Raw genomic sequence first — 12,947 nt, forward strand, 5'->3', positions numbered from 1 at the left:
CGGCCGCCCGCGTCCAGCGTGCGCTCGAAATCCTGGCCGAGGACGTCCCGGACCACCTGTTGGCCGCGGGTGAGCTGCGCGTCCAACACCGTCAGTCCTCGCTCGAGGAACTGGGCCAGCTCGCCGACCCACCCATGACCAAGGACGCGGTGGCCGGCCGGATTCGCCGACTGCTGTCCATGGCCGACCGCAAAGCAGCCGATCTGGGTATCCCGGACACCGAGTCCGTCGTGACCGAGGACATGCTCGACGAAGACTGATCCGTGGTCTGCGGACCCTGCACAGCCCCCACATGGGGCGGGTAGTCTGGGTCACGTCCCCGGGCACCACCCAGCCCTCAGGGGTATTTTTCTCGCACCACCTATAAGGAGACATCACGTGACCGTGCGCGTAGGCATCAACGGATTCGGACGTATCGGCCGCAACTTCTACCGCGCGGTGGAGGCACTGAAGGCCGAGGGCAAGACGGATATCGAGATCGTGGCCGTCAACGACCTCACCACGAACGACATGCTCGCTCACCTGCTCAAGTACGACTCGATCCTCGGCCGCCTGGGCAAGGACGTCACGTTCGACGACTCGTCGATCACCGTCGGTGGGACCAAGATCGGCGCCCTCGCGGTCAAGGAGGGCCCCGCGTCCGTGCCGTGGGGTGACTACGGTGTCGACGTCGTCGTCGAGTCCACCGGCATCTTCACCGACGCCGTGAAGGCCAAGGGCCACCTCGAGGGTGGCGCCAAGAAGGTCATCATCTCGGCGCCGGCCAAGAACGAGGACATCACCATCGTCATGGGCGTCAACGACCACGAGTACGACGGCTCGCAGACGATCATCTCCAACGCCTCCTGCACCACCAACTGCCTCGCGCCGGTCGCCAAGATCCTCTCCGACGAGTTCGGGATCATCAAGGGCCTCATGACCACGATCCACGCCTACACCCAGGATCAGAACCTGCAGGACGCCCCCCACAGCGACATGCGTCGCGCCCGCGCCGCCGGCATCAACATGGTGCCCACCTCCACCGGTGCCGCCAAGGCGGTCGCTTTGGTCCTGCCCGAGCTCAAGGGCAAGTTCGACGGTTACGCCGTGCGCGTCCCGCTGCCCACCGGTTCGCTCACCGACCTCACGGTCGAGCTCGAGAAGAAGGCCTCCGTCGACGAGGTCAACGCCGCGATCAAGGCCGCGGCCGAGGGCCCCATGAAGGGCATCCTGAAGTACACCGAGGACCCCATCGTCTCCTCCGACATCGTCGGCGACCCGCACTCCTCGATCTTCGACGCGCCGCTGACCAAGGCCATCGACGGCCAGATCAAGATCGCGTCCTGGTACGACAACGAGTGGGGCTACTCCAACCGCCTCGCCGACATCATCGGCCTGGTCGGCAAGTCGCTGTAAGAGCCCTCGGGCCTGACGACCCTGCATCACACCGGGCCCGGTCCGGGAACGCCCAGAGCGTCCCGGCCGGGCCCGAGGTACATCACCCGCACCACCGATGTCGACCCACACCACCCGCACCACACCACCACCGTCCTCCCGACAGGAGCCCCACCCCATGGCAGTGAGCACTCTCCAGGACCTGCTCGACGCCGGCGTCGAAGGTCGCAAGATCCTCGTCCGCTGCGACCTCAACGTCCCGCTCGACGGATCGACCATCACCGACTCCGGCCGGATCACGGCCTCACTGCCCACCCTCAACTCCCTCCTCGACGCCGGCGCCGCACTGGTGATCACAGCGCACCTGGGCCGGCCGAAGGGTGCGGCCGATCCCGCGTTCTCGTTGGCCCCCGTCGCGGAGAAGCTGGGAGACGAGCTGGGCCGTTACGTGCAGCTGGCGGGCGACGTGGTGGGGCCGGATGCCCGTGAGCGCGCCAACGGGCTGACCGACGGCGACGTGCTGTTGGTCGAGAACATCCGCTTCGACCCCCGTGAGACCAGCAAGGACCCCGCCGAGCGTGCTGCTCTGGCCGCCGAGCTGGCGAGCCTCGTGGGGGAGGACGGCGCCTTCGTGTCCAACGGGTTCGGGGTGGTCCACCGCGCCCAGGCGTCGGTCTACGACATCGCCGAGGTGCTCCCCGCCTACGCCGGTGACCTGGTCCAGAGTGAGGTCGAGGTCCTCGCCGGTCTGACCGGGGACGCCGAGCGCCCCTACGCCGTGGTGCTCGGCGGCTCCAAGGTCTCGGACAAGCTCGCCGTGATCGAGGCCCTCGCCCCCAAGGTCGACACCCTGGTCATCGGCGGCGGTATGTGCTTCACCTTCCTCGCCGCACAGGGCCACGGCGTCGGGTCCTCGCTCCTCCAGGAGGAGATGATCGGCACCTGCAAGGACCTGCTCGACAAGTTCGGCGACGTGATCACCCTGCCGGTCGACGTCGTGGCGGCCGACGGGTTCGCCGCCGACGCGGCGCACACCACGGTGCCGGCCGACGCGATTCCCGACGGCCGGATGGGGCTCGATATCGGTCCCGAGTCCGTGGCCCTGTTCACCGAGAAGCTGTCCGCCGCCAAGACCGTCTTCTGGAACGGCCCGATGGGCGTCTTCGAGTTCGAGGCGTTCTCGGCCGGTACCCGTGGCGTCGCCGAGGCGATCATCACGGCCACCCGCAACGGTGCGTTCTCGGTGGTGGGCGGCGGCGACTCCGCGGCAGCCGTCCGGACGCTCGGGCTCGGCGAGGAGAACTTCTCGCACATCTCGACCGGCGGCGGAGCGTCGCTCGAGTACCTCGAGGGCAAGGAACTCCCGGGGGTCACCGCCCTCGAACGCAGCAACAACTGATCCGCACGCGCCGACCCACAGGAGACGACATGGCACGCACCCCGCTCATCGCCGGAAACTGGAAGATGAACCTCAACCACCTCGAGGCGATCGCTCTCGTGCAGAAGGTGGCGTTCGCACTGCCCGAGAAGTACCTCGAGAAGGTGGAGGTGGCGTTCATCCCTCCGTACACCGACATCCGCGGTGTACAGATCGTGATCGAGGGGGACAAGCTCGGCTTCGCCTACGGAGCGCAGGACGTGTCGGTCCACGAGTCCGGTGCGTACACCGGTGAGATCTCGGCGGGGATGCTCGCCAAACTGGGGTGCACCTATGTCGTGGTCGGCCACTCCGAGCGTCGCGAATACCATTCGGAGACCGACGAGCTGGTCGCCGCCAAGGCCGCGGCGTGCCACAAGCACGGCCTCAGCCCGATCGTCTGCGTGGGGGAGAAGCTCGAGACCCGCGAGGCCGGCGACCACGTGGGGTTCGTCGTCGAGCAGCTCAAGGGATCCCTCGCGGGTCTGGACAAGGGACAACTGGCCTCCACCGTGATCGCCTACGAGCCCGTGTGGGCCATCGGCACGGGGAAGACCGCCTCGGCGGCGGATGCGCAGGAGGTCTGCGCCGCGATCCGCGCGGCCCTCACCGAGCTGGCCGGACCCGAGATCGCGGATCAGATGCGGGTCCTGTACGGCGGGAGCGTCAACTCCTCCACCATCGGCGAGCTGCTCGAGCAGCCCGACGTCGACGGTGGTCTCGTGGGCGGGTCCTCGCTCAAGCCCGACGAGTTCGCCCAGCTCTCGGCCATCGCCGCCGGCGGTCCACTGCCCTGAGTCGACAGGCCCGGCGTGGCCGCCCCGACACGGGCGGGCGCGCCGGGATTCGCCCTGGAGACCTCACCGGGTAGTCTGGACCAGTCGTCCTCCGACCACCCCGACCTGACGTAAGGCCCGATCCGCACATGAAGCTCGCCCTGGACATCTTCCTCGTCGCCACCAGCCTGCTGTTGATGCTGTTCATCCTGCTGCACCGCGGCAAGGGGGGCGGACTGTCCTCGCTGTTCGGCGGTGGCGTCCAGTCCAGCCTCTCCGGGTCCAGTGTCGTGGAGCGCAACCTCGACCGCGTGACCGTGGTCGTCGCGATCCTGTGGCTCATCGCCATCGTCGCCGTCGGACTCCTGGTCCGGTTCGGCTGACCGTCTGACCGCCTGACCGTCTGACCGGCTGACCGTCGCGCCGCCCGGCGCGTCGACACGGGGTGCGCACCTCCGCGAGGAGGGGCGCACCCCGTCGTCGTGGACACCCGGTTGTCGGTGGCCGAGAGACGGGTCCCCGGTGACCAGGGTGCCCGCGGATCAGTTCAGTGCGGACGCCGCGCCCACGTCGAGGTGGTAGGTCGTGGACTCGGTGCCCACCGCGCCGGCCACCGGCCAGTCCGACGGTGAGGCCCCGCCGATTCCCTCGGCGACCGCCTCCGCCTTGCCCTCACCTGCGGCCACCACCAGGATGTGCCGCGAGCGACGAACCGCCGGGAGGGTGAACGTCAGCCGCTCCGGAGGCGGCTTGGGGCAGTCGCGGACCCCCACGACCAACCGCTCCGTCTCGGCGACCGCCGGCGTGTGGGGGAAGATGGAGTCGATGTGGCCCTCCGGGCCCATCCCGAGGATGGTCACGTCGAAGATCGGATCGTCCCCGGCGGGGATCGTCAGTGACTCGAGGAAGCGCTCGGCGGCGGAGTCGACATCGCTGTCCTGCCCGGTTCTCGCGGGCCAGCGATGCACTGTCGGACGGTCCCCCAGGGAGTCGAGCAGTGCCTCGTCCAGCTGGCCGTCGTTGCGTTCCGGGTGATCGGCGGGAACGAAGCGTTCGTCGCCGAAGAAGATCGTGACCTTCTCCCATTCCACGGTCGAGTCGGCGAGCGCGGCGGCGGTCTTGACCCCCACCGAGCCCCCGGTCAGCGACAGACTCGCCCGTCCGGCGGCGGCGATCCGTTCGGTCAGATGCTCCACCGCGTCCCGGGCGGCCGCGGTGGCGAGCGCGTCGGGGTCGGCGTGGACGAGATGACGGATGTGGGACATCGGTCCTCCTGTGGTGTCGGGTCTCGGTCGTCCGGTACGTGGGCGGCCCCGCTCAGCGGACGGAGGCCGAGGTGTAGATCACGCGATCGTGGTTCGCGAGTGCGTCGGCGTACACACCGTCTGTGTCCATGCGGCGCAGCTCCTCGGCGAGGCAGTCCGCCACGCTCCGTTTCACCAACGTCACCCGTGTGGGGGAGTGACCGGTGATCCGCAGCTCCGCGGAGGTGGGGCTCACCTGCTCGATGACGATCGATCCGGAGGCACGCTCCAGGACGACCATCCTCGGCCCCACCGCGCGATGGACGTCGATCCCGAGACGGGAGGCGAGCCACCCACCGGCGAGGTCCACGGACGCGGCCCGTTCGGGGCCGCACACCGTGGCGCCGGTGATCGTCTCGAACGGCGGCCGGTCCAGCGTGGCCGCCAGCAGGGAACGCCAGTGCGTGACCCGGGCCCAGGCGAGATCGGTGTCACCCGGGGAGTATCCGGCCGCCCGCTTGGCCAGTGCGTCCGTGGGGTGGCCCTCGGCGTCGGAGTCCACGATCCGGCGACGCGCGAGTCGGCCCACCTTGTCCTCGGACAGCAGTGTCGGCGAATGCCTGGGCCACCACACCGCGAGAGGGGTGTCGGGGAGGAGCAGCGGGGTGACCAACGAGGCGGACTGCGACGCCATCGCCCCCGAGGTCCGCAGGACCACGACCTCGGCCGCCCCCGCATCGCCACCGACCCGGATCTGACCGTCGAGCCGGTCCGCCCTGGCACGGTTGCCGCGGATCACCACGATCACGCGGCACGGGTGCTCCCGGCTGGCCTCGTTGGCCGCCTCGATCGCGGATTCGCTGCCGCGGACGTGGTCGGTGAGGACGATCAGCGTCAGCACCCGGCCGATGGTGCTCAGGCCCGCGTCCTCGCGGATCTGCACGAGCTTCTTGGAGATCTCGCGGGTCGAGGTGTCGGGCAGGTCGATGATCACGGTCGCCTCCATGCGCGGCCACTGCGGGCCAGGATCTCGTCGGCACCACGCGGGCCCCACGTCCCGGCCTGGTACTGCTCCGGGGTGCCGCCGGCCGACCACTCGTCGAGGACGGGATCGAGCAACATCCAGCTCAACTCCACCTCGCGCGAGACGGGGAAGAGTGACGGCTCGCCGAGCAACACGTCCAGGATCAACCGCTCGTAGGCCTCGGGCGAGGACTCGGTGAACGCCTCGCCGTAGGCGAAGTCCATGTTGACGTCGCGGACCTCCATCGCGGTCCCGGGCACCTTGGACCCGAACCGCAGCGTGACGCCCTCGTCCGGCTGGACGCGGATCACCAGGGCGTTCTGACCCAGTTCCTGGGTCATGGTCGCGTCGAAGGGCAGGTGCGGCGCGCGTCGGAAGACCACCGCGATCTCGGTGACACGACGGCCCAGCCGTTTGCCGGTGCGCAGATAGAACGGGACCCCGGCCCAGCGTCGGTTGTGGACCTCGAGGGTGATCGCGGCGTAGGTCTCGGTGGTGGAGGACGGGTCGTACCCGTCCTCGTCCTTGAGCCCCACGACCTGCTCGGACCCCTGCCACCCACCGGAGTACTGACCCCGGGCCGCGGTCTCGGAGATCGGCAGCGCCAGTGAGGTGGACTCGAGGACCTTGGTCTTCTCCGCCCGCAGCGCGGCGGCCGAGAAGTCCGTGGGTTCCTCCATCGCCACCAGTGCCATGAGCTGGATGAGGTGGTTCTGGATGACGTCGCGCGCCGCCCCGATGCCGTCGTAGTAGCCGGCGCGGCCGCCCAGACCGATGTCCTCGGCCATGGTGATCTGCACGTGGTCGACGTGATTGGCGTTCCACACCGGCTCGAAGAGCTGGTTGGCGAAGCGCAGGGCGAGGATGTTCTGGACCGTCTCCTTGCCCAGGTAGTGGTCGATGCGGAACACCGAGTCCTCGGGGAAGACGGCACCCACCACGGCGTTGAGCTCGCGGGCACTCGCCAGATCGTGACCGAAGGGCTTCTCGATCACCACGCGGCGCCACGATCCGTCGACCGCCCTGGTGCATCCGGTCCGGTCGAGGTGCCGACAGACCGTGGGGAAGTCGTCCGGGGGGACGGACAGGTAGAACGCGTAGTTCCCGGCCGTGCCCCGGTCGACCTCCAGAGCCGTCAGCTGCTCCGCCAGGTGGTCGAAGCCCTCGTCGTCGTCGAAGGTCCCGGTGACGAACCGCAGTCCCGCCGCCAGTTGTTCCCAGACGTCCTCCCGGAACGGGGTACGGCACCGTTCCCGGGCGTGTTCACGGGCGAACTCGGCGAACTCGGAGTGGGTCCACCGGCGTCGACCGAAGCCGATGAGGGAGAAGCCCGGGGGGAGCAGACCCCGGTTCGCGAGGTCGTAGACGGCGGGGATGAGCTTCTTCTTGGACAGGTCGCCGGTGACGCCGAAGATGACGAGCCCGGACGGGCCGGCGATCCGTGGCAGCCGCCGGTCCCGCGGATCGCGGAGCGGGTTGGCCGACCCCTCCGGTCCGCCGACGGGGTCGCCGACGGCCGGGGAGGGCCGACTGTCCGGGTCGGTCACGACCCCGAGGGGATCTCGTCGATACGCGAGGTCACCGTGGCGATGAGGTCGTCCCACGCGCTGACGAACTTGCTCACGCCCTGCTGCTCGAGCAGCGTGAAGACCTCGTCGAGGTCGATCCCCTCCGCACGCAGCGCCTCGAGGGTCTCACGCGAGTCCCCACCGGTGCCCCGGACGGTGTCCCCCTCGAGGACGCCGTGGTCCGCGAACGCCTCCATGGTCGCGAACGGCATGGTGTTGACGGTGCCGTGGGTGACCAGGCCGCTCACGTACATGGTGTCGGGGTAGGCGGGGTCCTTGACGCCGGTGGACGCCCAGAGCAGCCGCTGGGGACGGGCACCCCGGGCGGCGAGGTCACCGAAACGACCGGAGGTGTCGTAGACCTCGTCGTAGACGTCCTGACACAGCCGCGCGTTGGCCAGCCCCGCCCTGCCACGCAGGTCGGAGTCCGCCGGCAGACGGGAGTCGATCTCGGTGTCGAGTCGGCTGACGAACACCGAGGCCACGGAATGGATGCGGGAGAGGTCGTGACCGGCCTCCGCAGCCCGCTCCAGTCCCGCCAGGTACGCCTCCGCGACCGCGCGGTACTGGTCGGCCGAGAAGATGAGGGTCACGTTGACATCGATCCCCCGGCCGATCACCTCCGTGATGGCGGGGAGCCCGGCGGACGTCGCCGGGATCTTGATCATGAGGTTGGGCCGGTCGACGACCGCGGAGAGCTCGACGGCCTGGGCCACCGTCCCCTCCGTGTCGTCCGCCAGCCGGGGATCGACCTCGAGTGAGACGCGTCCGTCGACGCCGTCGGTGGCCTCGAACACGTCGGCCAGGACCGCACAGGCGTCCCGTACGTCCGCGGTGGTGAGCGCGCGGACGACGGAATCGACGTCCCTGTCCGCACGGACGGCCTCGGCGAGCGCCGACTCGTAGGCCGACGAGTCGCCCAGAGCGGCCTGGAAGATCGCGGGGTTGGTGGTGACCCCCACGACCGAGTAGGTGGACATCCGCTCCTCGAGCTCACCGGAGGTGAGCAGCTGGCGGGACAGGTCGTCGAGCCAGACCGAGACACCGGCGGCGCTCAGTGCGGCGAGATTGGCGTTGGTCATGATGCCTCCCCGTTGACGGCCGCGAGGGATTCGCGGGCTGCGGCGACCACGGCGTCGCCGGTGATTCCGAACTCGGAGTACAGGGTCTGGTACGGGGCGGACGCACCGAAGTGCTCCAGTGACACCGCCCGACCCGCGTCGCCGAGGAAGCGATACCACGGCATCGCGATCCCGGCCTCGACACTCACCCGGGCTCGGACCGACCGGGGGAGGACCGACTCGCGGTACTCCGGATCCTGCTGGTCGAAGAACTCGACACACGGCATCGACACCACCCGGGTCGGCACGCCCTCGGCCTCGAGGACCTCTCGCGCCTCGACCGCCAGGTGGACCTCGGAACCGGTACCCATCAGGATCACCTCGGGGGATCCGGTCGACGCCTCGGCCAGCACGTAGCCACCACGCTCGACGCCCTCGCGCGCCGACTCGGCCGTGCCCTCCAGGACAGGGATGTCCTGACGGGTCAGACACAGCCCCTTGGGGCCGTCGAGGGCGATGAGCATCGCGCGCCACGCCGCCGCCGTCTCATTGGCGTCCGCCGGCCGCAGTACGGACAGGCCGGGGATGGCCCGCAGCGCCGCGAGCTGCTCGACCGGCTGGTGGGTGGGACCGTCCTCGCCGAGACCGATCGAGTCGTGGGTCCACACGTAGTAGGCGTTGCTGCCCTGGAGGGCCGCGAGCCGGACGGCCGGGCGCATGTACTCGCTGAAGATGAGGAAGGTCCCGCCGTAGGGCCGGGTGGGACCGTGCAGCGCGATCCCGTTGAGGATCGCTCCCATGGCGTGCTCGCGGACGCCGAAGTGCAGGTTGCGCCCGTACGGGGACGCCGTCCACATCCCGGTCGAGATCGACGGGGGGCCGAAGGAGTCGGCGCCCTCGATCTGGGTGTTGTTGGACCCCGCCAGGTCCGCCGACCCACCCCACAGCTCGGGGAGGGTCCCGGCGAGTGCCTGGATGGCCTTGGCGGAGGCCTTGCGGGTGGCGACACCCTTGGGGTCGGCCTCCCAACTCGGGAGCCCGGCGTCCCAGCCCTCGGGCAACTGGCCGGAGTAGAGGCGGTCGAAGAGGCTCTTCGCCTCGGGGTTGGCCTCGGCCCACGCGTGGAACATGTCGCTCCACTGCGCGTGGACACGGGCGCCACGGTCGCGTGCCGCGCGGGTGTGGGCGATCACCTCGTCGTCCACGGTGAACGGCTCGGTGCCGCCCATGCCGAGCGCCTCCTTGACCGCGTCCACCTCGGCCTGCCCGAGCGCCGAACCGTGCGAGGCCCCCGTGTTCATCTTGGTGGGGGCGGGGTAGGCGATCACCGTGCGAAGGACGATCATCGAGGGCTTGTCCGTGACGGCGCGCGCGTCGGCGATCGCCTCCTCGATGGCCTCGATGTCCTCACCCCCGTCGACGGTCTGGACGTGCCAGCCGTAGGCCTCGTAGCGGGCGGCCACGTCCTCGGTGAAGGCGATCTGGGTGTCGTCCTCGATCGAGATCTTGTTGTCGTCGTAGACCGCGATGAGGTTCCCGAGCTGCTGGGTCCCCGCGAGCGAGCAGGCCTCGGCGGTCACGCCCTCCTGCACGTCCCCGTCCGAGGCGACGACGTAGATGAAGTGGTCGAACGGGCTCTTCCCGGCGGGTGCCTCCGGATCGAACAGCCCCCGCTCGTACCGGGCGGCCATGGCCATACCCACCGCGGACGCCAGCCCCTGGCCGAGCGGCCCGGTGGTGATCTCCACCCCGTCGGTGTGGTTCCACTCGGGATGACCCGGGGTCTTGGATCCCCAGGTGCGCAGCGCCTTGAGATCCTCGAGCTCCAGCCCGAATCCGGCGAGGTAGAGCTGGACGTACTGGGTGAGGGAGGAGTGGCCGCAGGACAGGACGAAACGGTCACGCCCCACCCACTTCGGGTCCGACGGGTCATGTCGCATCACCCGCTGGTAGAGCGTGTAGGCCAGGGGCGCCAGGCTCATGGCGGTGCCCGGGTGACCGCTGCCGCAGTTCTGCACGGCCTCGGCGGCCAGGACACGAGCGGTGTCGACCGCCCGGGTGTCCAGTTCGGTCCAGTCGGACGGGTGGCGGGCGGTGGTGAGCTCGGTGATCTCCGACGCGCTGGTCACTTGTGGTTCTCCCGGGTCGAGGGTGCGGCGCGGATCCGCGCGTATGTCGTGGACCACCTTAGTGGTCACCGGCGACCGGGGTCGGACCGTCCCCGCCCCCGCTCTTTCGCGGAGCGTGCAGGGGGGACGTAGTATCGGCCGGGTAGTGCGTTGACATCTGCTGCGAGGAGTTCCGGTGCACGATTCCACCCCGACCCGGAGTGGGGGGCCGTCCGTCTCCCCTCCAGAGTCCTCGGGGCGGCCGGCTCCGGCGAGCGGGCGCGCCCGCGTAGTCGACGTCGTCATGTCGTACATCGCCCTCACCAAGCCGCGCGTCATCGAGTTGCTCCTGGTGGCCGCCATCCCCGCGATGCTGCAGGCCGACCGCGGGCAGGTCCACCTCGGTCTGGTGCTGCTGACGCTGGTCGGTGGCTGGCTCGGCGCCGCCAGCGCCAACACCCTCAACATGGTCGTCGACGCCGACATCGACAAGGTCATGAAGCGGACCGAACGGCGCCCCCTGGCCCGCCACGCCGTGACCCCCCGGGCCGCGCTGGTCTTCGGCCTGGTGCTCGGCGCGGCCAGCATGCTGTGGCTGGGGCTCCTGGCACAGAGCTGGCTCGCCGCCCTGTTCATCCTGCTGACGATCTGCTTCTACGTCTTCGTCTACACGATGATCCTCAAGCGCCGCACCGCCCAGAACGTGGTGTGGGGTGGCGCCGCCGGGTGTATGCCCGTGCTCGTCTCGTGGGCGGTCATCACAGACCACCTACCCGAGGGTCAACCGAGCAACTGGTGGCAGGCGATCGTCCTGTTCCTCATCATCTTCTTCTGGACTCCGCCCCACACCTGGGCCCTGGCCATGCGGTACAAGGAGGACTATAAGGCCGCCGGAGTACCGATGTTGCCGGTGGTCATGTCGGCGGAGGGCGTCACCCGCCGCATCACCCTCTACACCTGGGCAACGGTCCTGTGCACCTTCGTGCTCATCCCGGCGGCGGGGTGGATCTACGCGGCGGGCGCGATCGGCTTCGGAGTGTGGTTCATCGTCATGGCCCACCGCCTCGAGGCCGGTGTGCGCCGAGGTGTCGAGGTCAAGCCCCTCAAGCTGTTCATCCTGTCGAACAACTACCTGGCCGCGGTGTTCGTGGCCCTGTCGATCGACGCCGTTCTCGGCCTCGAGACCCTGTCGGGGGCGTTCTCCCTGTTCTGATCGGTCACCTCGAGGGGTCGAGCGTGATCGACCCCGTGGTGCGCCGGGACTGCAACGCACGGTGCGCCTGTGCCGCGTCGGTGAGTCCGAAGGTCGCCCCGACGTCGAGGACCAGCGACCCGTCGACCAGCCCCTCCATCACCTCGGCCGCACGGTCGCGGTACTCCTCGGTCGTCGCGATGAAGTCGCCGAGCTTGGGCCGGGTCAGGAACACCGATCCGGCCGCGTTGAGCCGCTGCGGGTCCACCGGTGGCACGGGTCCGCTCGCCGCACCGAACAACACCAGCGTGCCGCGCCGCTCGAGCGAGGCCAGACTGGTGTCGAAGGTGTCCCGCCCGACTCCGTCGAACACCACCTCCACCCCGCCGCCGGACAGCTCGCGGACCCTCTCGGGCGTCGCCTCCGGATAGAGCAGGACCTGATGCGCGCCCAGCTCCCTGCAGATCTGCGCCTTCGACTCAGTCGAGGTGGTGGTGATGACCCGGTATCCACGGGCGACCGCCATCTGTATGAGGAGCTGCCCCACCCCTCCGGCGCCCGCGGTGATCAGGACCGTGTCCCCGCCGTGCGCACGATGGGTGTCGGTGATGAGGTAGTGCGCGGTGAGCCCCTGGAGGAGCATCGACGCGGCGACGCTGTCGGACACCCCGTCGGGGACGGTGACCAGGGACTCCGCCGGGGCGACCACGTACTGCGCGTACGAACCGGGCGCCTGGCACCATGCCACCCGGTCCCCGGTCACGAGGTCGGGCGTGCCCGCCCCCACCGCTTCGACGACCCCGGCGCCCTCGCTGCCCGGGATATACGGCAACGCGGTCTGATAGACGCCCTCGCGGAAGTAGGTGTCGATGTAGTTGACGCCGATGGAGGTGGTCCGGACGAGGACCTCTCCGGGCCCCGGCGTGGGAGAGTCGACCTCCACGGACTCGAGGACGTCGGGGCCACCGTGTTCTGAGATCCGGACTGCACGCATGGACTCAGTATCCGCCACGCCCCGCGCTCCCGCAGCCCGATATCGCCGGGTCTGGTGGCGGCACCCCGGGAGCGGCGGGCAGGCGGGGAGACCGGAGGCGATAAGGTACCCCCATGAGCCTGCAGATCCTTTCCCAGTACGCCGGGGGACCGCGAGTCCGGGCGACCGGTCGGCCCGCCGTCACCACCA

Annotated in this window: 12 protein-coding genes; 6 read left to right on the plus strand and 6 right to left on the minus strand. The window is 69.7% G+C overall.

What is annotated here, in order from left to right:
- The 5 genes from whiA to secG all read left to right on the plus strand — a co-directional run.
- Positions 1 to 260 (plus strand): DNA-binding protein WhiA (gene whiA, locus G6018_RS00185; protein ID WP_182612853.1); only part of this gene is annotated, 260 nt, incomplete at its 5' end.
- A 118-nt stretch (positions 261 to 378) separates the two neighbouring features.
- Entirely contained in the window at positions 379 to 1,395 is a 1,017-nt protein-coding gene (gene gap / locus G6018_RS00190) for a type I glyceraldehyde-3-phosphate dehydrogenase (protein ID WP_182610296.1), read from the plus strand.
- Between the two features lie 157 nt (positions 1,396 to 1,552).
- Entirely contained in the window at positions 1,553 to 2,773 is a 1,221-nt protein-coding gene (locus tag G6018_RS00195) for a phosphoglycerate kinase (RefSeq protein ID WP_182610297.1), read from the plus strand.
- 29 nt (positions 2,774 to 2,802) lie between these two features.
- The gene (gene tpiA, locus G6018_RS00200) at positions 2,803 to 3,588 is read left to right on the plus strand and encodes a triose-phosphate isomerase (RefSeq protein ID WP_182638418.1); all 786 of its coding nucleotides are present in this window, start codon (positions 2,803 to 2,805) and stop codon (positions 3,586 to 3,588) included.
- A 128-nt stretch (positions 3,589 to 3,716) separates the two neighbouring features.
- A complete protein-coding gene (secG, locus tag G6018_RS00205; protein WP_107747569.1) occupies positions 3,717 to 3,950 on the plus strand; it encodes a preprotein translocase subunit SecG in 234 nt (77 codons plus the stop codon).
- A 159-nt stretch (positions 3,951 to 4,109) separates the two neighbouring features.
- Here the strand turns inward: secG and pgl are convergent, their stop codons facing one another.
- From pgl to tkt, 5 genes are all read right to left on the minus strand, one after another.
- Entirely contained in the window at positions 4,110 to 4,832 is a 723-nt protein-coding gene (gene pgl / locus G6018_RS00210; protein ID WP_182610299.1) for a 6-phosphogluconolactonase, read from the minus strand.
- 52 nt (positions 4,833 to 4,884) lie between these two features.
- Positions 4,885 to 5,805: a glucose-6-phosphate dehydrogenase assembly protein OpcA gene (locus tag G6018_RS00215; protein ID WP_311201597.1), complete on the minus strand. Its 921-nt coding sequence runs from the start codon at positions 5,803 to 5,805 to the stop codon at positions 4,885 to 4,887.
- Positions 5,802 to 7,283, minus strand: coding sequence for a glucose-6-phosphate dehydrogenase (gene zwf / locus G6018_RS00220; protein ID WP_187700801.1), 1,482 nt, complete (start codon positions 7,281 to 7,283; stop codon positions 5,802 to 5,804). The genes G6018_RS00215 and zwf overlap by 4 nt, the downstream gene beginning before the upstream one ends.
- A gap of 95 nt (positions 7,284 to 7,378) precedes the next feature.
- Complete coding sequence (gene tal, locus G6018_RS00225) at positions 7,379 to 8,485, minus strand: transaldolase (protein WP_182610301.1); 1,107 nt, start codon at positions 8,483 to 8,485, stop codon at positions 7,379 to 7,381.
- Positions 8,482 to 10,593 (minus strand): transketolase, encoded by a 2,112-nt coding sequence (gene tkt, locus G6018_RS00230; protein ID WP_182638419.1) that lies wholly within the window; start codon positions 10,591 to 10,593, stop codon positions 8,482 to 8,484. The genes tal and tkt overlap by 4 nt, the downstream gene beginning before the upstream one ends.
- Before the next feature lie 175 nt (positions 10,594 to 10,768).
- Between tkt and G6018_RS00235 the strand changes: the two genes are divergently transcribed.
- Positions 10,769 to 11,785 carry a heme o synthase gene (locus G6018_RS00235; RefSeq protein ID WP_304812668.1) on the plus strand — a complete coding sequence of 339 codons (1,017 nt, stop codon included), beginning with the start codon at positions 10,769 to 10,771 and terminating at the stop codon, positions 11,783 to 11,785.
- 4 nt (positions 11,786 to 11,789) lie between these two features.
- Here G6018_RS00235 and G6018_RS00240 read toward each other — a convergent pair whose 3' ends face one another.
- On the minus strand, positions 11,790 to 12,758 hold the full coding sequence (locus G6018_RS00240) for a quinone oxidoreductase (protein ID WP_182638421.1): 969 nt from the start codon (positions 12,756 to 12,758) through the stop codon (positions 11,790 to 11,792).
- Positions 12,759 to 12,947: the final 189 nt, after the last annotated feature.

Source organism: Dietzia sp. DQ11-44 (genome assembly GCF_014145205.1).
Classification (GTDB): domain Bacteria; phylum Actinomycetota; class Actinomycetes; order Mycobacteriales; family Mycobacteriaceae; genus Dietzia; species Dietzia natronolimnaea.

Coding starts and splice junctions, on each gene's coding strand:
- G6018_RS00240 (WP_182638421.1), bottom strand. CDS start 12,758: ATGCGTGCAGTCCGGATCTCAGAACACGGTGGCCCCGACGTCCTCGAG.
- tal (WP_182610301.1), bottom strand. CDS start 8,485: ATGACCAACGCCAATCTCGCCGCACTGAGCGCCGCCGGTGTCTCGGTC.
- secG (WP_107747569.1), top strand. CDS start 3,717: ATGAAGCTCGCCCTGGACATCTTCCTCGTCGCCACCAGCCTGCTGTTG.
- G6018_RS00195 (WP_182610297.1), top strand. CDS start 1,553: ATGGCAGTGAGCACTCTCCAGGACCTGCTCGACGCCGGCGTCGAAGGT.
- pgl (WP_182610299.1), bottom strand. CDS start 4,832: ATGTCCCACATCCGTCATCTCGTCCACGCCGACCCCGACGCGCTCGCC.
- tpiA (WP_182638418.1), top strand. CDS start 2,803: ATGGCACGCACCCCGCTCATCGCCGGAAACTGGAAGATGAACCTCAAC.